Origin of the sequence: Roseobacter sp. OBYS 0001, assembly GCF_019654895.1 — a bacterium.
GTDB classification, from domain to species: domain Bacteria; phylum Pseudomonadota; class Alphaproteobacteria; order Rhodobacterales; family Rhodobacteraceae; genus Roseobacter; species Roseobacter litoralis.
Genome location: NZ_BPES01000002.1, coordinates 12345 through 33525, shown reverse-complemented (window position 1 = coordinate 33525; position 21181 = coordinate 12345). Strand labels below are relative to the sequence as shown.

At 56.4% G+C, this 21181-nt stretch carries 19 protein-coding genes; 11 read left to right on the top strand and 8 right to left on the bottom strand.

Features of this window, described 5'->3' with window-relative positions; all coding sequences use genetic code 11:
* Positions 1-244: 244 nt before the first annotated feature.
* The gene (locus K5Q35_RS05620; RefSeq protein ID WP_220798800.1) at positions 245-1201 is read right to left on the bottom strand and encodes a homocysteine S-methyltransferase family protein; all 957 of its coding nucleotides are present in this window, start codon (positions 1199-1201) and stop codon (positions 245-247) included.
* Between the two features lie 850 nt (positions 1202-2051).
* Here K5Q35_RS05620 and K5Q35_RS05615 point away from each other — a divergent pair.
* From K5Q35_RS05615 to cysG, 10 genes are all read left to right on the top strand, one after another.
* Positions 2052-2636, top strand: a complete 585-nt coding sequence (locus K5Q35_RS05615; RefSeq protein ID WP_220798799.1) for an ANTAR domain-containing response regulator — start codon at positions 2052-2054, stop codon at positions 2634-2636.
* Positions 2633-3766 (top strand): CmpA/NrtA family ABC transporter substrate-binding protein, encoded by a 1134-nt coding sequence (locus K5Q35_RS05610; protein WP_220798798.1) that lies wholly within the window; start codon positions 2633-2635, stop codon positions 3764-3766. The genes K5Q35_RS05615 and K5Q35_RS05610 overlap by 4 nt, the downstream gene beginning before the upstream one ends.
* A gap of 259 nt (positions 3767-4025) precedes the next feature.
* The gene (locus K5Q35_RS05605; RefSeq protein WP_220798797.1) at positions 4026-5396 is read left to right on the top strand and encodes a CmpA/NrtA family ABC transporter substrate-binding protein; all 1371 of its coding nucleotides are present in this window, start codon (positions 4026-4028) and stop codon (positions 5394-5396) included.
* Between the two features lie 75 nt (positions 5397-5471).
* Entirely contained in the window at positions 5472-6545 is a 1074-nt protein-coding gene (locus K5Q35_RS05600) for an ABC transporter permease (protein WP_220798796.1), read from the top strand.
* Positions 6546-6550: 5 nt separating this feature from the next.
* Positions 6551-8209 carry an ABC transporter ATP-binding protein gene (locus K5Q35_RS05595; RefSeq protein WP_220798795.1) on the top strand — a complete coding sequence of 553 codons (1659 nt, stop codon included), beginning with the start codon at positions 6551-6553 and terminating at the stop codon, positions 8207-8209.
* A 5-nt stretch (positions 8210-8214) separates the two neighbouring features.
* Positions 8215-10641 (top strand): nitrite reductase large subunit NirB, encoded by a 2427-nt coding sequence (nirB, locus tag K5Q35_RS05590; protein WP_220798794.1) that lies wholly within the window; start codon positions 8215-8217, stop codon positions 10639-10641.
* Positions 10638-10973 (top strand): nitrite reductase small subunit NirD, encoded by a 336-nt coding sequence (gene nirD / locus K5Q35_RS05585; RefSeq protein WP_011570216.1) that lies wholly within the window; start codon positions 10638-10640, stop codon positions 10971-10973. The genes nirB and nirD overlap by 4 nt, the downstream gene beginning before the upstream one ends.
* Entirely contained in the window at positions 10970-13546 is a 2577-nt protein-coding gene (locus K5Q35_RS05580; protein WP_220798793.1) for a nitrate reductase, read from the top strand. Before nirD ends, K5Q35_RS05580 begins: the two co-directional genes overlap by 4 nt.
* Entirely contained in the window at positions 13543-13836 is a 294-nt protein-coding gene (locus K5Q35_RS05575) for a hypothetical protein (RefSeq protein WP_220798792.1), read from the top strand. Before K5Q35_RS05580 ends, K5Q35_RS05575 begins: the two co-directional genes overlap by 4 nt.
* Complete coding sequence (cysG, locus tag K5Q35_RS05570; protein WP_220798791.1) at positions 13833-15230, top strand: siroheme synthase CysG; 1398 nt, start codon at positions 13833-13835, stop codon at positions 15228-15230. Before K5Q35_RS05575 ends, cysG begins: the two co-directional genes overlap by 4 nt.
* A 561-nt stretch (positions 15231-15791) precedes the next feature.
* Here the strand turns inward: cysG and K5Q35_RS05565 are convergent.
* Positions 15792-16208: a hypothetical protein gene (locus K5Q35_RS05565; RefSeq protein ID WP_220798790.1), complete on the bottom strand. Its 417-nt coding sequence runs from the start codon at positions 16206-16208 to the stop codon at positions 15792-15794.
* A gap of 93 nt (positions 16209-16301) precedes the next feature.
* On the opposite strand from K5Q35_RS05565, the gene K5Q35_RS05560 reads away from it, so the two are divergent.
* On the top strand, positions 16302-17075 hold the full coding sequence (locus K5Q35_RS05560) for a helix-turn-helix domain-containing protein (RefSeq protein WP_220798789.1): 774 nt from the start codon (positions 16302-16304) through the stop codon (positions 17073-17075).
* Between the two features lie 648 nt (positions 17076-17723).
* On the opposite strand, the gene K5Q35_RS05555 is transcribed toward K5Q35_RS05560, so the two are convergent.
* The 6 genes from K5Q35_RS05555 to K5Q35_RS05535 all read right to left on the bottom strand — a co-directional run bounded on the left by K5Q35_RS05555 (position 17724) and on the right by K5Q35_RS05535 (position 21167).
* Positions 17724-18359, bottom strand: coding sequence for an aldo/keto reductase (locus K5Q35_RS05555; RefSeq protein ID WP_220798788.1), 636 nt, complete (start codon positions 18357-18359; stop codon positions 17724-17726).
* Positions 18360-18405: 46 nt separating this feature from the next.
* Positions 18406-18528: a hypothetical protein gene (locus K5Q35_RS22620; protein WP_259650476.1), complete on the bottom strand. Its 123-nt coding sequence runs from the start codon at positions 18526-18528 to the stop codon at positions 18406-18408.
* A 3-nt stretch (positions 18529-18531) separates the two neighbouring features.
* Positions 18532-18699 carry a nuclear transport factor 2 family protein gene (locus tag K5Q35_RS05550; protein ID WP_220798787.1) on the bottom strand — a complete coding sequence of 56 codons (168 nt, stop codon included), beginning with the start codon at positions 18697-18699 and terminating at the stop codon, positions 18532-18534.
* Positions 18700-19484: 785 nt separating this feature from the next.
* Positions 19485-19691, bottom strand: a complete 207-nt coding sequence (locus K5Q35_RS22910) for a hypothetical protein (RefSeq protein ID WP_374758596.1) — start codon at positions 19689-19691, stop codon at positions 19485-19487.
* Positions 19692-19855: 164 nt separating this feature from the next.
* Positions 19856-20512, bottom strand: coding sequence for a DUF2306 domain-containing protein (locus tag K5Q35_RS05540; protein WP_220798786.1), 657 nt, complete (start codon positions 20510-20512; stop codon positions 19856-19858).
* Between the two features lie 34 nt (positions 20513-20546).
* On the bottom strand, positions 20547-21167 hold the full coding sequence (locus tag K5Q35_RS05535) for a class I SAM-dependent methyltransferase (protein WP_259650475.1): 621 nt from the start codon (positions 21165-21167) through the stop codon (positions 20547-20549).
* Positions 21168-21181 lie beyond the last annotated feature (14 nt).

The window sequence follows — 21181 nt, the reverse complement described above, 5'->3', positions numbered from 1 at the left end:
GAAACCCTCTCCAAACAATAGGTCGTGTCGCTCGTCGGTGTCCCGTGACAGGCGAAAACGTCTTCTGACAACCAGAGCGTCGGAGATATCTCGCGAAGCCGGTTCAGGTGACGTTCCTCAAGCTGATCGAAGGCGGTCGCAATCACAGCGGGTTGGGAAGGCTCACTCCAACCAAACACAACATCTAGTATGTCGAGTTTTTCAACTAAATCGGTCATTCTTTAACAAGGTAGTTTTTTAGGGGTTATTGTCGGACTGGCAATGCCGATATCGATCCACTTATATTGGCGATCTTCGCCATATGTCGCATGTCTGTGCCGCAACATCCGCCCAAGACCATGATGTGTGGGAACGTGTGACGGATCTCGGAAAGCTGTTGAGCCAACTCGGTTGGATCACCGGCATCAAGTTCTTCGGCTTCATCAAGTTCGGCGTGGCTGCATCTTGAAGCGTTAGCGATGATCCCCCTGACGCGCTGCATCCAAGGCCGATCTTCAAGCACTGTTCTAAAGTGGTCAGGGTGCGCGCAGTTTATCATGAAGTAGGCCGCATAGCCGTTGGTCGCAGCATCTACCTGTAAAATTGCCTCTTCCAATGAACTGCCGGTTGGAAGCTTCCCGTCCGTCTCGACGGTGAACGAGATCACGACAGGTAAGCCAGAACGCCGCGCTGCGCGCACAATCCCTATCGCTTCGGCCGGATACGCGAGTGTGTACCCACTGATCACATCAACAGCTGTGTCGGCCAAAGCGGAAATCTGTTCGGAATGATAGCGTTCTGCGTCCTGCGGACTCATTTGCGCCTCGGGCGTATAGGCATCGTCGCGTGGGCCCAAGTTGGCGCTGATTACCGTTGGCACATCGCCATGGGCGGCGCGCATCTCGGCCATCATGGCGACTGCTTGCTGATTGAGGTCTTTCAGAGAATTGCGCGTATAGCCGAGAGCCGCGGCGCGGTCTCGATTGGCGACCCAAGTCGGGCTTTCAAGTATCACTCCGGCGCCCATCTCGCTGCCCAAAGCAATCATGTCCTTCAGATACCCTTCGAGAAGTTCACGACCCTCTTTGGTTTCCAAGAGCGGGTAAGAGGCAAAACCAGGCAGGTTTAGACCACGATTGAAGATCAAATCGGTCTCCATGCCGACATATGCCAACAACAAATCAGCATTCACCTTTGGAAACGTATTTCGATAAATGGCCATCGCGTCCTCCAAATAGCTCTCAATTCAAAGTGTAGCATGACGAAGGTGAGCTTTCACCTACGTCGAAAATTCCGTGAAAACCCATACGTTTCTGCCACCGGCGAAATCCACCGCTTTTACCTTGTTATCCCAAAGCCGCCATTGGCACGCATGCAGTGAAATCTCACTTCGTCCCGCACTTCGTTAGTTCAGCCTTTACTTCGTTTGGCGTACGCCGTGAATGTCAGCCAAGCGCGCTGCGACTGCAGAAATCGAAGACCGCGCTCAAAGTCCGCTAAGGGCCGGCCTCATGCGTGCGAAATACGCCTAGATGCTGTGCTTGCTCCAAAGACGGTAGCGAGCCTATTCTGTGCGTCCGGTTTTCATGCCGCATGCGCTCACAGGACGAAATTTGCGGCTAATGCATAATTCTCTTGGTCGCCAAGCGGAGGAAAAACGAGACGTTCATGCTCGCAGCCAAGAAAACCAGAAGGCCGTCAAATACTAAATGGTAAGGACAGCCGTTCGCGGGGTATCTAATACTTGCGAACGACTGCGTTATTTTTGCACAAAATATCTGCTGCGCCGCTTTGTTTCCGTCTGACCTCCTTGCACTGCGAAGGCTATAATTGAATTGTCAGAACCTTCACGCGGCAACGCTCAGGGGGCTGCTTCTTGGTGGAAATCCGGCTTGTCCGTTGAGTTGCCTAACTGATTGTCCGAGAACTGACTTGAATCAGAAGTTTCAGACTGCGAAAAAAATGGGCATCCTTGCCTTCAAGCTTCTTTTAAGTGCTCGCAAACTCTTGCGACAGCGGCGTTCCTCGAGATTCGCGTTGACCACGGCGATGCAAGGACATTTTACGGTTTCATGAACCAAGATCTGCGCATTCTGGTCGTTGAGCCTGACCCCGAACGAGTGCGGGCGATTTTTGATGCCTTAAAGGATGCAGGCTGGTCGGACGTCAAAGCGCTGGGGCACATGTCGGCACTCGACCGGACCGTCAAGGAATTTGCACCCGATATTGTGCTCATAGACCTGGCCAACCCGGATCGTGACACGCTTGAACATATCTCCCATGCGACAGAGACATCCAAACGCGCCGTTGCGTTGTTTGTCGACGAAACGGATGACATCCTGACGCAAGCGGCGCTCAGCGCGGGGGTAAGCGCCTATGTGGTTGATGGCCTCAAGATGGACAGGATCAAGTCGGTTCTGGAAACGGCAATTGCTCGGTTCAAGATTATGCGCCAGATGCAATCCGAACTGGACGCCGCTAAACAAGCACTGGAGGACCGCAAAACAATTGACCGCGCCAAAGGGATTTTGATGCGCCGACGCGGTTTTTCGGAAGACGACGCATATAATTTGTTGCGCAAAACCGCAATGAGCCAGAACCGCAAAGTCATCCATGTCGCCCATGCCCTTGTCACGGCTGCGGAGCTGTTGTCGTGAGCCAAACCGTCTTGAATTGCGGCTATGTACCGTTGGTGGATTGCGCCCCGCTGGTGATTGCAAAAGAACTTGGTTTTGCGGGCGAGGAAGGGCTGGCGCTTAACCTCGTGCGCCAGCCCTCGTGGTCTGCGCTGCGTGATATGTTGGCCCTTGGGCATTTGGACGTCGCGCAAATGCTGTCCCCGATGCCTGTGGCGATGTCCATCGGGCTCGGAGGATTGCCGGCGCGTGTCGATACCCTGATGGTCTTGTCCGTGAATGGCACAGTGTTTGGCGTTTCAAACGATGTGGCTTTAGACATCGGCGCTGTGCCGTTTGGCGATGCCAAGGCGCTTTTGTCAGCGTTAAGTACTCGAAAGGGTACGGCTCTGCGCGTCGGAGTACCCTTTCATTATTCCATGCATCGCTTGTTGTTGTCGCTTTGGACATCCAACGCACCTGACTTGCAGATCGAAGAAATCACGGTGCCGCCGCCACGAATGGCGGATGCCGTCGCGGACGGGTTCGTTGATGCTTTCTGGGTGGGTGAACCTTGGGGGAGCGTCGCGGTCGGGCAAGACGTGGCTCAGTTGATGATGACGGGCAAAGATGTTTGGCAGTTCGCACCTGAAAAGGTTCTCGCCGCGCGTCATGATTGGGTCGAGGCAAATGGCGATGCCGCTGCGCAACTGATGCGCGCGGTCTACAAGGCATCTGCCTGGCTTGATGCGAAAAAGAACACACCCTTGGCGGTCGAAATTCTAGCTCGCAGCGAACATCTGAGCATGTCGCCGGATTTAATTGATCCCGCATTGTCCGGTGATATCGTAACCAAACGAAACACGGCTCCCACACCAGTGGGCCGCTTTTTGCAGTTTCATAAACATGCGGCGACGTTTCCCTGGCGCAGTCAGGCCGCATGGATCGCATCCCAACTTGGGGCGGATGCAGTTGGGATAGAAAAAGCCAAGGCATGTTTTCGAGCAGACCTCTATCGTCAGAACCTTGCCGGCATCGGCGCCGACATGCCCGGTGCATCGGAAAAAGAAGAGGGCGCATTGCACTTTGAAACGGCAGTAGCATCCAGCCGCGGTCATATGATTCTTTCTCCTGATGCCTTCTTTGACGGCAGAACCTACGATTTCTCCTAGACAAAGCGCCTAAATACTGAGCGATCTCTGCATTGCAGTATAAATTCATGCGGCGGCGCAGCAAAAAGATTGCGCTCGCAGCTCTCGCTGGTTCACCATCCGAGTAAGGGGCAACGACGCCCGCAAACACGCGCTGGCCGATGTAGGTAGCGCACCTCCCAAGAGCAAAGCCGCTCGTATAGACCACGGACCTCCTCCCCCGTGATCTCTACGTGCGGCTTTTTTGTTTTCCCACCTGGGTTTTGAAAAGGAATAATCGATGAAAAAGACACGCGCGATCTTACTGGCAACATCCAGCTTGTTGGCCTCCACTGCGGTGGCCCAGTCTTTGGATCTTGAAAAAGAAGACCTGACACTGGGATTTATCAAACTAACGGATATGGCCCCGCTCGCGGTGGCATATGAGCTCGGGTATTTTGAGGACGAGGGTCTGTTCGTGACCCTTGAGGCGCAAGCAAACTGGAAAGTTCTGCTCGACGGCGTGATCAGTGGAGAGTTGGACGGCGCGCATATGCTGGCCGGTCAGCCCTTGGCAGCAACAATCGGCTACGGCACCGAAGCCCATATCATCACGCCGTTTTCAATGGATTTAAATGGCAACGCGATCACGGTCTCCAACGAGATTTGGGACCAAATGCGCCCGAATGTGCCTTTGATGGACGATGGTCACCCGCAACATCCCATCAGTGCGAGCACATTGGCGCCTGTTGTCGAGGAGTATCTCGACCGTGGTGAGCCCTTCAACATGGGCATGGTGTTCCCTGTGTCCACTCACAACTACGAAATCCGCTACTGGTTGGCTGCGGGTGGACTTGAGCCCGGGTTTTACAGCGAGCAGGACATTTCAGGTCAAATCGGCGCGGATGTTTTGTTGTCCGTAACACCGCCGCCACAAATGCCGTCCACGATGGAAGCAGGCACGATCTTTGGGTACGCGGTCGGTGAACCGTGGAACCAGCAGGCTGTGTTCAAGGGCATTGGCGTTCCAGTGATCACCGATTACGACATGTGGAAGAACAACCCCGAAAAGGTTTTCGGCATCACGGCTGAATTTGCCGCAGATTACCCCAACACCACGACCGCCCTGACCAAGGCCTTGATCCGCGCGGCGATCTGGCTGGATGAAAACGACAACGCAAACCGCGAAGAAGCGGTCGAGATGCTGTCGAGGCCTGAATACGTCGGGGCAGATGCCGAAGTCATTGCCAATTCCATGACGGGCTTTTTCGAGTTCGAAAAAGGCGACGTGCGCCCCGCACCAGATTTCAACGTCTTCTTTCGCTATAACGCGACCTATCCGTTCTATTCGGACGCGATCTGGTATCTGACGCAGATGCGCCGTTGGGGCCAAATCCCGGAAACCATGCCGGACGCGTGGTATTTTGAGACCGCCGCCAACGTCTACCGCCCTGACATCTACCTCGAGGCTGCGCGTCTGCTGGTTGATGAGGGCATGGCGAATGAGGCCGATTTCCCGTGGGACACCGACGGTTTCAAAGACCCGACGCCTGCCAGCGATATCATCGACGCCATTCCCTATGATGGCCGCGCACCAAACGCCTACATCGACAGCCTGCCAATTGGACTGAAGTCCGGACAGACCGTTCTGGATGGCGAAATCCAAGGCTAAATCAAAGCAGCCCGCCTTGTGTCGTCGTGAGGCGGGCATATCCCATTTTTCAAAAGCAGCAGTTGGACACCCGATATGACCGCGATTGACCCCACCTCCTTTGACGCCGAAACCCGCCGTGCACGCCGCTTTGCTCGCATTAACAAAGCCGACGCATGGTTTGGCGTGCTTGGCCTGTCTTGGGTAACACCCATCTTGAAAGCTGCAGCGGGGGATAATCCGCGTGCACAGGCTGGCGAAATCTGGCGTCTGTTAGGTGTGCCCCTGCTTGCGATTGCGGTCTTTGTGACAATGTGGGCCACCCTTGCGCCGACTGTGCAGACATCGCTTGGTGCTGTGCCGGGACCCATGCAGGTCTGGGAGCAGGTGGGTGAGTTACGTCAAGACGCGATCCGTGAAGGAGAGCGCGAATCTGCGTTTTACGAACGCCAGGATGCACGCAACGCAGAAGCGATCGCAAACGGCGATACCGACGCCGTGCGCAACCGTATCTATACTGGCAAACCAACCTATTACGATCAAATCTGGACGTCGATCAAAACGGTGTTTTTCGGCTTCATGATCGCGTCGATTGTGGCCATTCCACTGGGCATCGCGGCGGGGCTCTCCGTCACCGCAAACGCAGCGCTGAACCCACTGATCCAAATCTTCAAACCCGTGTCCCCGCTGGCCTGGTTGCCGATTGTCACCATGATCGTGTCTGCCGTCTACACCACCAACGACGGTTGGTTCGAGAAATCGTTTCTTGTGTCCGCCATTACGGTCACGCTGTGCTCGCTCTGGCCCACCCTGATCAATACGGCCCTCGGTGTCAGCAGCATCGACAAGGACCTCGTCAGCGTGTCCCGCGTGCTGAAAATGAACACATATACCAAGATCACCAAGCTGGTGCTGCCGTCGGCCCTGCCGCTGATCTTCACGGGGCTGCGATTGTCTTTGGGTGTGGGTTGGATGGTTCTGATCGCGGCTGAAATGTTGGCGCAAAACCCCGGCCTTGGCAAATTTGTCTGGGATGAATTCCAGAACGGATCGTCCCAATCGCTTGCCCGTATCATGGTCGCAGTGTTCACCATTGGTATCATCGGGTTCCTGTTGGACCGCGTCATGTATGCGCTTCAATCCATGTTCACATTCTCGAACAATCGGTGAGTGGCATGAGCATTCTACAACTGAAAAACGTGTCCAAGAACTATGGCGACACACCGGTGCTCAAAGACATTAACCTTGATGTGGCGGAGGGGGAATTCGTTGTCATCCTCGGGTTTTCGGGCACCGGAAAAACGACGTTGATTAACTTGATGGCTGGGCTTGAATACCCCACCACCGGATCGGTCACATTCAAGGGCGCGCCGATCGTGGAACCGGGACGCGAACGGGGTGTGATCTTCCAAAGCTATTCATTGATGCCGTGGCTAACGGTGAACGGCAACGTGGCGCTGGCGGTGGATACGATGTTTCCGGAACTGCCCAAGACCGAGCGCGCGGCCAAGGTCGACCATTATGTTGGCATGGTGGGCTTGAGCCACGCTGCCACGCGCCGCCCTGCGGAATTGTCGGGCGGCATGCGCCAACGGGTCAACGTGGCGCGTGCGCTGGCGATGGATCCTGAAGTGTTGCTGCTGGACGAGCCGCTGTCTGCACTTGATGCGCTGACCCGCGCCAATCTGGCGGATGAGATTGAAGCGATCTGGGACAAGGATAAAAAGACCTGTGTTTTGATCACAAATGACGTGGATGAAGCCATCATTCTGGCCGACCGGATCATTGCGCTGAACCCTGACGGCACGCTTGGCGATGAATTCAAAGTCAACATTCCCCGCCCGCGTGATCGGATCGCGATGAACAACGACGCGTCGTTTAAGGCGTTGCGCGCGCGGGTGACGACCTACCTGATGGACGTCGGGATCGCATCAAAAGTCGAAGAAACGCGCGCTTTGCCCAATGTGACACCCATCCACGGTTTGCCCGCCGCCGTTGCTAAAGCGCAGAGCGGCGGAATTGAGGAGAAGTTCCTGAATTTCTCGCAATTGGACAAAGTCTATCCGACGCCCAAGGGGCCACTTACGGTGGTTGAGAATTTCGACCTCAAGATCAACAAAGGGGAATTTGTTTCGCTCATCGGGCATTCCGGCTGCGGCAAATCCACGGTGTTGACGATGGCTGCGGGCCTCAACCCGATTTCCAAGGGGGCGATCCGGCTCGATGGCTGGAATGTCGAAGGCGCGGACCCGGAACGTGCCGTCGTATTTCAATCGCCCAATCTGTTTCCATGGTTAACTGCCAAGGAAAACGTCGCGATTGGTGTGGACAAAGTTTACCCGCGCGCATCGCAAGCGGAACGACAGGATGTTGTTGAATATTACCTCGAACGGGTGGGTCTGGCCGACAGCATGAACAAAGGGGCCGCATCCCTGTCAAACGGTATGAAGCAACGTGTTGGAATCGCGCGTGCTTTTGCATTATCGCCAAAGTTGTTACTGCTGGATGAACCCTTTGGAATGCTCGACAGTTTGACCCGTTGGGAGTTGCAAGAAGTCCTGATGGAGGTCTGGTCGCGCACCAAAGTGACCGCAATCTGCGTCACCCATGACGTCGACGAAGCAATCTTGCTGGCGGATCGCGTGGTGATGATGACCAACGGGCCGCAGGCCACAATCGGCAAAATCACCGACGTCAAATTGCCACGTCCGCGCACCCGCAAGGCGCTTTTGGAACATCCAGATTACTACGCCTACCGCCAAGAGGTTCTTGATTTTCTTGAGGAATACGAACACGGCGCGAAACCCAAGCCCAAATCAATTGCAGCGGAGTAATCGGTATGACACAGAAACTGATCATCATCGGCGCGGGCATGGCCACGGGGCGGATGCTTGAAACCTTGATCGAGGCCGAGGCGAATTACGACATCACGTTGATCAACGGCGAGCCGCGCGGGAATTACAACCGCATCATGTTGTCGCCGGTCTTGTCAGGTGAAAAGACGTACGATGAAATCGTCACCCACGACCACGAATGGTACGATTTGAACGGCATAAAAACGCGATTTGGTTGTTTTGTGCAGGACATTGACCGCGAAAACCGGACGGTTACGACCGATACCGGAGAGGTATTTGCCTACGACAAGCTGGTCTTCGGGACGGGGTCGAACCCGTTCACGATCCCGTTGCCCGGACATGATCTTGAGGGCGTTATCGCCTACCGTGATCTGGAAGACACGCAGCGGATGATGGACCTTGGACCTGATCACAAGTGCGTCGTTATTGGTGGTGGGTTGTTGGGCCTTGAGGCGGCGGCAGGTATGGCCGCGCGCGGTGTTGATGTGACCGTGGTGCATATCATGGGGCACCTTATGGAACGCCAGTTGGATGAAGCGGCGGGCTATCTGCTGCGCAAGGCACTGGTGGACAAAGGGATCACAGTGAAGTGCACCGCAAATTCAAAAGAAATTCTGGGCGAAAATGGCCGCGTCAGGGCGCTGTTGCTCGATGACGGGACGCAATTGCCTTGTGACCTGCTGGTTATGGCTGTTGGTATTCGACCGAATGTCAAGCTCGCCAAAGACTGCGGACTGGCCGTTGGCAAGGGCATCCATGTGGATGATCAGATGATTACATCTGACGCGGATGTCTTGGCCGTGGGCGAGTGTGTGGAACACGACGGGGCGATCTTTGGGCTTGTGGCCCCGCTGTATGATCAGGCCAAGGTGGCGGCGCGTACGTTAATCGGGGAACCTGCGCAATTCGTTCAAAAAGAGCTATCTACCAAGCTGAAGGTCACGGGTTGTGATTTGTTCAGCGCGGGCGATTTCGCGGATGGTGAAGGCCGCGAAGACATTGTGTTTCGCGATCCGGCGCGCGGTGTCTATCGCCGTTTGGTGATTGAAAACAACGTGATCATGGGCGCGGTGATGTATGGTGATACCGCTGACAGCAATTGGTTTTTCGGCCTGATCCGTGACAAGGTCGATATCAGCGATATGCGCGATACGCTGATTTTTGGCCCCGCCTATCAAGGGGGGACCCCCCTGGACCCTTTAGCAGCTGTTGCAGCCTTACCGCGTGACGCGGAGATCTGTGGCTGCAACGGAATCTGTAAAGGACAAATCGAAGACGCGATCGCAGCGGGGGCCTCTGATCTGGGTGCCGTGCGATCAACCACCAAGGCATCGGGGTCCTGCGGGACCTGCACAGGGCTGGTTGAACAGGTGCTGGCCGTCACGCTGGGCGATGATTTCGTCATGCCCGCGGCCGCGGCCATTTGCGGCTGTACCGACATGACCCATGAGGACGTGCGCCGCATGATCAAATCACAGCGCCTGATGTCGATGCCCGCCGTCTGGCAAGAATGCGGGTGGAAGACTTCGTGCGGGTGCCATGTGTGTCGCCCGGCGCTGAACTTTTATCTGCTGGCTGATTGGCCGTTGGAATATCAGGACGACCCTCAAAGCCGTTTCATCAACGAACGCAAACACGCCAACATCCAGAAAGACGGCACGTTCAGTGTCGTACCGCGCATGTGGGGCGGGATCACCACACCCAACGAATTGCGCGCGATAGCCGATGCCGCCGACAAGTACATGGTGCCCACGGTAAAAGTCACCGGCGGGCAGCGTATCGATCTGTTGGGTGTCAAGGGCGAGGATTTGCCTGATATCTGGGCCGATCTGAACGCGGCTGGCATGGTGTCGGGCCACGCCTATTCCAAAGGTTTGCGCACGGTCAAGACCTGCGTCGGGATGGATCATTGCCGTTTTGGCACGCAGGATTCCACGGGTCTTGGGATCAAGTTGGAAAGGGAGCTTTGGGGGTCTTGGACACCACATAAACTCAAGCTCGGTGTGTCCGGTTGCCCGCGAAATTGCGCGGAGGCAACGTGCAAGGACATCGGCGTTGTCTGTGTCGACAGCGGATATCAGATCAGCATTGGCGGTGCGGCGGGGATGGATGTGCGCGAGACCGAACTGTTGTTGCAGGTCGCCACCGAAGACGCGGCGATTGATGTGATCAAGGCTGTGACCCAGCTCTATCGTGAGAACGCCAAATACCTTGATCGTATCTACAAATGGATGGGCAAAGTGGGTCTTGATTGGATCAAGGAACGTGTTGAGGCCGAAGGTCCAGCTTTGGTTGACCGGTTTGAATTGAGCCAGTCGATCTATCGCAAAGATCCTTGGGCAGAACACACGCAGACCAAAGCGGATCGTTATCAGCCTTTGGCGAACCTGACGTTGGAGGCCGCAGAATGACGGACTGGATTGATATTGCCCCGCTTGAAAACGTTCCGATGCGGGGGGCACGAATGGTAAAGACCGCTTTTGGATGCGTGGCGGTTTTTCGGACGGCTGAGGATGAGGTATTTGCACTCGACAATGCGTGCCCGCACAAAGCCGGGCCCCTTGCCGAAGGGATCGTGCACGGAAAGTCAGTGACCTGTCCGCTGCACAACTGGGTCATTTCGCTGGAAACCGGGCGCGCACAGGGCGCGGACGAGGGCCGCGTCGCAACTTATCCCGCGCGCGTTGAGAACGGGCGCATTCTGCTGGATCGCGCCTTTTTGCGGGCGCGGGTGGCCGCATGAGCGTGACCCGCACCACATGTCCCTATTGCGGCGTGGGCTGCGGGGTTCTGGCTGGGGCTGATGGCACGATCAAAGGGGACCCTGATCATCCGGCGAATTTTGGACGGCTGTGCTCCAAGGGGGCGGCGTTAGGGGAAACGATTGATCTTGAAGGACGACTTTTGCACCCCAAGGTGAACGGCGCGGATGCCGATTGGGACACTGCCCTTGATCTGGTGGCGCAGAAATTCAGTGCTGCGATTGCCGAACATGGCCCCGAAAGCGTGGCTTTTTATGCCTCTGGACAATTGTTGACCGAGGATTATTACGTCGCCAACAAGCTGATGAAAGGGTTCATTGGTGCCGCGAATATCGACACCAACTCGCGGTTGTGCATGGCGTCATCTGTCGCCGGACATAAACGTGCATTTGGCACGGATACGGTTCCGGGCACGTACGCTGATTTGGAACAGGCTGAACTGATCGTGCTGGTTGGGTCCAACCTCGCGTGGTGCCATCCGGTGTTGTATCAGCGCATTGCGGCGGCGAAAGAGGCGCGGCCCGGCATGCATGTCGTTAACATCGACCCGCGCCGCACTGCCACGACGGACCTTGCGGACATGCATCTTCAAATTGCGCCTGATGGTGATATCGCGCTGTTCAATGGGCTGCTTGCGCATCTGGCTGATACGAACAAACTGGATGCGGCATTCACCAAGAACCACGTGAACGGCACATCTGCTGCGATCGACGCAGCGCGCGCGTCTGATCCGTCCCAATCCGGTTTGACCCCTCAGGAACTGGCGAATTTCTTTAACCTTTGGGCAAGGACCAAACGGGTCGTTACAATCTATTCCCAAGGGGTGAACCAAGCCAGCTGTGGCACTGACAAGGTCAACGCCATCCTGAATTGTCATTTGGCGACGGGCCGCATCGGGCACCCGGGGGCGGGGCCTTTTTCTGTCACCGGTCAACCCAATGCGATGGGCGGTCGCGAAGTCGGGGGGCTTGCCAATATGCTGGCAAATCATCTGGAATTGGACAACGCAGAGCATCGACAGGTGGTGCAGGAATTCTGGGACAGCCCGACCATTTGCACAAAACCCGGCCTGAAGGCGGTCGATCTGTTTGAGGCTTGTGCGAACGGGAAAATCAAGGCGCTTTGGGTGATATCGACCAATCCTGCTGTGTCCTTGCCCGACTCTGACGGCGTCTCAGCTGCCATCGCCAAGGTTCCATTTGTCGTCACGTCCGACATCATGGAAAAGACAGATACCAACGATCTTGCTCATGTTCTTTTACCAGCCACCGGGTGGGGTGAAAAGGACGGCACCGTCACCAACTCCGAACGCCGTATTTCGCGTCAACGGGCTTTCTTGCCGGCCCCGGGAAGTACGCGGCCCGATTGGAAGATCCTGAGCGACGTGGCGGTGCGTATGGGGTTTGGCGATGCCTTTGATTACCAAAAACCTGCCGATATCTTTGCGGAATACGTAGCGCTGGACAAGGCCGCCTCCCATATCGCGCGTGATCTGGATCTGAGCATTTTTGCTGATGCCGATTATGCCCGTCTGATCCCGACACAGTGGCCGCGAAATGATCATCGGTTTTTTGCGAACGGTCGTTTTTTTCACCCCGACGGCAAGGCCCGCATGATCGCGGTGACCGCGCCGGTATTGTCAAAACCACGGTTCACGCTCAACACAGGGCGCAACCGTGACCAGTGGCACACGATGACGCGGACGGGAAAATCGGCGCGGTTATGCGCCTATCTCGCCGAACCCTATGTTGAGGTAAACCCCACTGACGCGGCTGAATTGGGCGTCACCCCCGGCGCTTTGATGACAGTGGAAAGCATCTATGGTCGAGCGATTTTGCGCGCGCTCGTCACCTCCCGCGCGGCGCAAGGACAGCTTTTCGCGCCGATGCATTGGACACGTCAACGCACGACAACAGGGACCGTGAACAGTGTCACGGCGCCACGGGTGGACCCGTTTTCTGGCCAACCTGCGTTGAAATCGAACGCCGTGACCGCGCAGCTATATAAGGCGAAGTGGTACGGGTTTTTGGCCTGTATCAATGAGCCCGACCCCCAAACACCCTACGCTGCCATCGCGCGCACGCAAACGGGCTGGCAGGTGGAACTGGCGAGCGCAAAAACCCCAAGCGATTGGGAAACCGAGGTGCGGGATCTAAGTGGACAGCCGGGGGGCGATGCATCCATCCAAACGGACCCCGCCACTGGAAATACACGCATCGCCATAACGCAGAACGGCCAAATCACAGCGCTGCTCTTTGCCGCGCCGACCCCTGTTGTCGTGTCGCGCATGGCGATCGTTGATATGATCGGCACACAGATACCACCGCTTGTCGCTCTGGCAGGACGCAGTCCCTCTGACCGGCCAGATGTGGGCGCAACCGTTTGTGCATGTTTCAACGTGGGCCGAAATACTCTGTTGGCTGCCGTTGCGAATGGCGCGCACAGTGTTGCCGCTTTGGGCGAAGCAACCTGTGCAGGCACCAACTGTGGATCCTGTAAGCCTGAATTGACCGCTCTCCTGGCGCAGGCTCACCTTCCGATGGCGGCAGAATGACCCTCGCGCCCTTTGTTCAGGTCCTGACACGTGGCAAGGGCCGTGCGTGGACAATGACGGTTGCCACGCAAGGTGCGATGGCGTCGATCCTGACGCGGAGCGCCGCACCTGCCGCGGTGCAAGGCACGTTTCATCCGTCCGACCGCAACCGTCAGGCGCAGGTCGCGGCCATCGGAGAGGCCGGGCTTGCGCTTTGGACGCCAAAGGCGGCACCAACCCCCGATAAATCACATCAGATCGCGCAGGACCTGTGGGACGCGCGTCATCACACAGAAAGCTTGTCCGCATGAGAACCTTCCCCATGTTCCTGCAAATGGCAGGTCGCCGTGTTGTCATCATCGGTGGTGGCGAACAAGCCGCGCAAAAAACAAGGCTGATCCTCAAAACCGAAGCGATGGTCGACATCTGGGCACCGGCGCTCGACCCTGAATTGTCGGGCCTCGTGGTTGAGGGGCGGATCACACATAAAACTGGCCCCATTACGCCCGACACGTTTTCAGATACCGCGCTGGTGTTCATCGCTTCGGGGTGCCCCGGTATCGACATGGCGCTGCATGCGCTGGCAAAAGCGGGCGGCGCGACGGTAAATGTGGTGGACCAGCCCCGGCTGTGTGACGCCATCACGCCGTCAATTGTGGATCGTGACCCTGTGGTTGTCGCCATTGGCACCGAAGGCACAGCCCCCGTGCTGGCGCGCCAAATCAAGACCAAATTGGAAGAGGCACTTGAACCTCGCCTTGGCGATCTTGCGGCCCTTGCGGGTCGTATGCGCGGGGCGGCGGCGGCGCGTCTCGGACCTCGCGCGCGGCGGGACTTGTGGCGCTGGGTGTTCAATGACACACCGCGCCAATTGTTTTCCGGCGGGGCCGAACGCGAAGCAGCCAAGCTGATAAAAACGGCCATCGAGACAGGTGACTTTGGGGCCACAAAGGGCGGTAGCGTTAGCCTTGTGGGGGCGGGGCCCGGTGCGAAGGATCTAATCACCCTGCGCGGCGTTCAGCGCCTGCAAGAAGCAGATGTCATTTATTATGATCGCCTTCTTGATCCCGAAATTCTGGAACTGGCACGCCGCGACGCTGAACGCATCTATGTTGGTAAGTCTCCGGGGTGTCATAGTTGGCCGCAAGAAAAGATCACTCAAACGCTTGTCGCTGCCGCCAAACGTGGGCAAAGGGTGGTGCGCCTGAAATGCGGTGACCCCGGAGTATTCGCACGCAGTACTGAGGAAACCGATGCCCTCAAAGCCAGCGATATCCCGTTTGAAATTGTGCCCGGTGTTACGGCGGCCTGTGCGGCGGCGGCGAGCGTCGGCCAAAGCCTCACGGAAAGAGGCAATATCGACACACTTGTGCTGACCACAGGGCACCGCCAAAGCGGATTTACGGTGCCCGATGCGATCAAGGACATCAAACCGGGTACATGTGTCGCTCTCTATATGGCTGTTGGCGCAGCCCCCCAAATCGTCGCACACCTACAAACGTGTCATCCCGATGTTCCATTTGACGTTCATGTCGTCGCAAAAGCCCAGCGAAAGGGACAAATCGTCCTGAACTGCCCCCTTGGTGATTTAGCGCACACCTTGCTCGTCCATGATATTGCGGGCGAATCCATGCTCTTTGTGCGTTGGCCCTTTGGCGTTCAAACGTCAAATGATGCCGGCACGAGAGCCTTGGCGACCTTATGACTGGACGCGCGTCCTCAGCTTTCCCCCTCTGAAAGCAAGCATGCATCGCTAAGACACCGCGAAACACCGAATTGAAATCAACTTGGATTGGTCACATTGAACGGCCGATTTAACGCGAGAGGCTGCAATGCAGCAAAAATTCTGCTGCAACAGCGAGGGAATGGTGCGTGAGCAAAGGTCGAACATCGAATGTCCGGTTTGTTTCGCATAGTGTGAGTTCACCGCGAACCCGATAGTGCAGTTGCAGCGCATGGCTGGTTTGATGGGCCGCACCTCAGCATGGCCGATTTAACGCGAGAGGCAGCTTTGGGCCGTTCCTCATCCGAGCGAAATGCGCATAGATGCTGCGCTTGCTCCAATGGCGGTAGCGAGCCCGGAGTGCGTCGTTTCTGCGTCGCAGCGCATGTCTGCCATCACAAAAGAGCCAAAAACCTCGAACAGCTGATTGGATTTTGAATCACTTCTTTTGGTTACTTTGATCAAGGTGGCTTACGTATACTCTAGAGTTAGGATTTTTTGGAACATATTAAGGTCGGGGCGCGGAGGTTTGGTCGGCCATCATTACACTTGCCGGATAGTGGACAGTCGCCGGTTTCGTAAAATCAGAACCAGCGCGATTGTCTCTGGGATTAGGGCGAGTGTGGCGGTCATCGTCAGGCTGATTGTTTCACTGGCTGTATAGGCTCCCGACTGACCGCTCAAGACTGCCGTCAAAATATCAACACTGTCGATGACGATGCAGCCAATCAGCAGTGGGACGATAGTTGCAGGCGTGGCAATGACCACTAGCACTGTGATAACCATATCGCGAATGGCCCACACGCGCACGACATAGGGCATCTGCAAATTTTCATCAGGCAACGCGCCCAGCTCCAGCATCAGGAAGCCCGGTGCAACATATCCTACAGCGCCGAGTGAGAAACGAACCAGACACATCAATCCGATGAAAATTGCGATGGTCCGCGTTTGTCGTCGCATGTCTTGTTCCTTTCAAATGTATTCTTGCTTTTCAACATTAGCCGTTTGAAGGTAATCAAATCTATTACTAGAACATCATAAACGGAGACCTGTTTGAAATTCGGGCAAACCCTCACCGAAGCTAGACGCCGGTTTCGCGCCTCTCAGACTCAGCTTTCGGCGCTGTCGGGGATTTCTCAACGACAGATCAGTTTTTTGGAAAGTGGCCGTGCAGCCCCAAGGCGGCAGACCGTCGACAAATTAGCTGAGGCGTTGGCACTTAATTATGAAGACGCTGCTCCGCTGTATGCAGCTGCCGGATTTCTTCATTGGAACGCTCGGGTCGAATGGTCAGATGTTGCATTTGACGAAATACGCTCACCGGTCGCCGCTGTCCTTCAAAAGCAGGAGCCCTACCCAGCCTATGCTGTTAATCGCGCTGGTGATATCCTGACATCCAATCAGGCGTTCTGCTCTCTGGTAACTCAAGCGCTTGGAAAGGGCGGTGTGCAGGACAGGCTGCGCGGAAACATCTACGATTTGACACTATCGCCCGATGGAATTGGACGCTTTCTTTTGAACCCGGAACAGGTAGTCCCGCATGTGTTGCGCCGTCTTAACATGGCCGCTCTCATAAGCGCTGACGCCAGACATGTTTTAGACAGGAACCAGCAGACCCCGCTTGCCCGAAAATATGCACCGCGTTCTCGCGAACCCATGCGAGGAATGCCTGTATTTCCGGAACGATACCGGATCGATGCCGCCGAAATCGGGCTGATTGCCATCACGGCCAGTTTTGGTAGTCCAGAAGATGCGGTTGCTCAAGAAATCCAGATTGAGTTCTTTCTGCCTTCAGATAAGGCTACGTTTGATTGGCTGTCAGCCTGAATACAACCATGTTCAAAAAGGACCGTTCTTGTTAGAGGTAGAACCACAGTCGATCTTAGGCCGTTAGCTCAAAAGCCGTCGTTAGTGCAACTGCGGCGAAAGCCCGCTTCTGGTCAGTTGGGACTTACGTTCTCGCTGCGAAAAGTATGATCAACCGGATTGTCCGCCGCATTGCAGCGGATCCAGTTATGCGCGTGCCGCGTTTTCCATACTGCGAGCGTGCACAGCAAGAAATCAAATTCACAAGCTGTGCTCGTAGCGGCCATCAGAGGCGATGCAGCATGCACCTCGGTCCAATTCAAACGGCTCTTGCGGACCGCCCATAAGAGACATTGGATGTGCGTCCGCAACGCTGCGGCTGTAGCCCGATTGCCGAACACTCGCTGCAAGCGCAACACCAAGACCCTTACTAAATCACAGTCGGCGAGACAAATTTGCCGTTCGATTGGTAGTAACCAAGACTTGCTAAGTGCGCTTCGCGGGAACCACAGCAAGCGCCGCAGGAGGAAAAGTGTGAATTCGCTGCTATCTTGCGTGATATTGCGGTCTCTACAGCGTTCAGTTTGGTGGACGGCAGCTCAATCCTTCGCCGTCAGTGCGCGCGGCAAGGATGACCCGTCCCAATCTGAGTGAGAACGGCCATCAATTTCATGCAACGGTATAAATGTCTTGCTGACCTTCAACGCCGCGGATCGGAAATCGGCCCAAAACACCTAGCTCCAGCGTCTCGCTTGCGATGAGGCCAGTCGCCTCGTCTATGAGTATGCGCTGGTCAACGCGGTGCTGGTACAGCAGATCAATGCGATCCGTGCCAAGACGTTTCAACGACCCTTCAACGGGGCGACGAAAACGCTCTGGCTGGCTTGTGACTGCAAAGTCCCACACACCAGTTTCGGGGTCGACGCCAAAGCCAAACTTGGTGGTGACCTGAATGTCATTGCGAAACGGTACCATGGCCTCTCCAAGGATGCGTTCGCACGCGAAGGGTCCATAGACTTCTGCACAATCAAAGAAGGTCACCCCATGCTTATTGGCTGACCGGATCAAGCGGATCATCTCGTCACGGTCCGGCACGATGGTGTAGAACGTCCGGTGCATGTTCTGGACGCCAAGCCCCCGCTCGGACACTTCCAGATTTCCCAACAGTCTGCGTCCGGTGGCAACGCGTGGCGATGTTTGGGCGGCAACCTGCGATGCGCCCAGTGCAACGGTTGCCGCAGTGGCTGGAATACCGGCGAGAAAGGCACGGCGGTTTTGATTGATGTTTTCCTTCGAGTTTGTCATCGGATGTCTCCTTGAATTATCTGTGTTGCGGGGTGAGTGGTGGCACTCAGCTGCCCGGCGTGTCGCGGACAAAGTCGTTGCCGCGTTCGGCAGTGGCAAAGAAGCTGATACCGTTCACGCGCCAACCGTCTTCGGTCTGGGTGAAACTGTGCTCGTAGGTGCCCCACACTTCCTAAATTGCATTGCCGCCATTCTCGGGCAGGGCACCGCGTTCCATCTGGTTCCATGCGTAGCCGTGGCTGACCATCGTGGCAGTTCCGTCGGCTTCAAAGGTGATCCTATGATTGCCGCGCAGATGGAAAGACGCCTTGTCCTCGGTGACCCTCGGTTTGGCTACCATTCCACTTCTGATTTGGTTACGGCACCGCACGAGGGGCGGCCGCCTGTCTGTTTACAAGTTTTGTATCCTCGCAATTTTGGGGGCCGCTGCTAGGTCTGATCGCTGTGGCGGGCTTTCCGTGCTAGTGGGTGTCGAAACCACTGGAGCGCATAACAATTGGCTCGTCGGCACCTGCCTGTTTGTCGCCGCGGGGATCATATGGGGTGGATGTACAGGTTTGCTTCGCCTTTGGCAGGTCCCTCTATTCGAAGGCACAAGCGTGATCGCTTCCTTTGGAGTTATGTTCGCCGTCTTGGCGCTTGGTCCAGCGGCATGGCCATCACTCAACGAGATCACTACCGCCATGCTGTTCACACAAATCGTTATGCAAGTCATCGTGGGCGGTATCCTCAGCGTCATTGCCTTGGTCGCCGCGCTGCAACGTCTGACGGCTCAAACAGCAGCATGCAAGCATGGCCGAGGGCGGGTCCAAGAAGGGTCATCAGCTTCGGGGGCATACCCTCGGCAATCAATGCACGTGCCAGATTACCGGTGCCGCAGCCAGTGATGATGAAGTTTGTCATAACGAGGCGCGAGTTTGTCTTAAAGATCAACCGCATCGCCTAAAGGCGTTTTTGCCAACATCTTGTTGTTTCCGGTACTCATTCGGAATGTCTGCGGTGCGCACACATTTTTACGAAGAACTTGCGTCGGAGTGCGGCACGGCATGTTCATGCTTGGGCCACGTCCACACGGTCCAGAGGATCCCAACAATGGCTGCCAGCTCGATGACGAAGGGAAAGGTGTCATCCATGTCGGTGGGGGGGCGAGGAAAGGAGAGTACCCGTCGTGACAATCGCTGCAAGAAAGGTGACAGGACGACCGACCCTGCGGGGTAGCGGGAGAGAAGAGAGCACCATCGCAATCGGCACTTGGACGAGGAAACCGCCCAGAAGCAGCAGCCCTTCGGCGATCTCGATGCCGTTGTAGAGGCCTGTCAGCAGCATCTCGATATGGGACGCGAGGACAAACTGGTGAGTGGCGCGAAAGATGATGTTGACCAGTATGAACAGTCACAGGACCGAGAGACGAAAATGGAGTTTGAGCTGCTTCATTTCGGTGTCTTCTTTCTTTGTTTTGGGAGTTTTCCGGTATTTGGCCGGCAGCACGGTCGGGTTCAAATCACGGCGTCGGATATGCGCGCCGCAAAGGTGCGGCGGATTAGAAGTTCCGCAATCGCAAGGTTGATGGTCCACGCCCCAACCATCAGGAGGTCTCGTGAAAACCCCTGCAGTTCGGTGTCAAAGAGGGCCATCGCGCACAGAAAGAGCGCAGTCTGCGTTGAGGCGCCCTGGCCGATGGCATAGGCGCGCAACATCGCAGTGCGGTGCGCGGCGACTTTTCGCGACCAGATTGCAACGATCGCCCATGCGATAAAGGCGACCATCGCGAGGCTGAGCGTGACCCTTGCCGCGTAAAGCAGTGGTCCCTGCAGGGCGTCGGGAAATGCATAGGCCACGGTCATCCAGAGACCGGTGAGTGCGCTGATGCACCCCGCTGCTGCCACGATCCGCCCGAGCATCCTGTGCAGGGCAGGGCGATAGCGCCTCAGGCTCGGCAGGAACTGAACAGCCCCCACAAGGCAGAAGACTGAACTGCCGAGGATATGCAATGTGATCGGGAGGGGATCGATCACCGCACGCGGGTTAGACGGGATGATCGCCGGAGCGCCGAGAAGTTCCGGAAGCCGGATCAGACCGACGACTGCCGGGATGAAAGAGTAGAGGAACACGAGGGTAAGGAACGCCCATTCGCGACGGCTGATAAAGTGCATGCTTCGGTCTCTCAGAATAAGGTGTCGGTCTGCCTCAGGCGGGCTTGCGCGCGACGATAAAGGGGCTCAGTCGGTTCTTTCCGAAGTACCGCGTCTGCTCGATTTCGAACCCGGCCCGGATCAGGTGCCGCGTCAACTCAGCGCTGCTCAAGATGATCACATTAGGCGCGATCCGCACGGCCATGAGCACGCGAACCATGGCGCGCATCCAGCGCGGCGCGTCCTTCAGGCAAACCGTTTTTGAAATGAAGTGACCGCCGGTTTTCATTTGGTGGAATACTGCATCCAGCACGGTGGGTATGTCATCCACCAGATGCAGCAGGCTGAACGCGCGAATGATCTCGAACGGTTGGCCAGGAATGTGCTGCGCCGCCTCCGCCTGAAGGAATTCCGGTTTTCCCGCGCCATCTCCGCCTGATCGTGATCGGGCGACCCGGATCATCTCGGCAGAGAGGTCGGTTGCGGTCACATGAGCGACGACAGGCGCGATCTTGCTCGCCGTGGCGCCTGTCCCGCAGCCGATTTCAAGAACCCGATCGGTCGCTTGAAGAAGCGCGGTGACGCATTCCAGCTTTTCTTTGAAGGCGGAGACATCAGCGATGGGCTTATTCGCGTACTTGGGCGCATGCCGGTCCCAGAAGGCTTCGGCAGTCATGTCGGAATCCATTG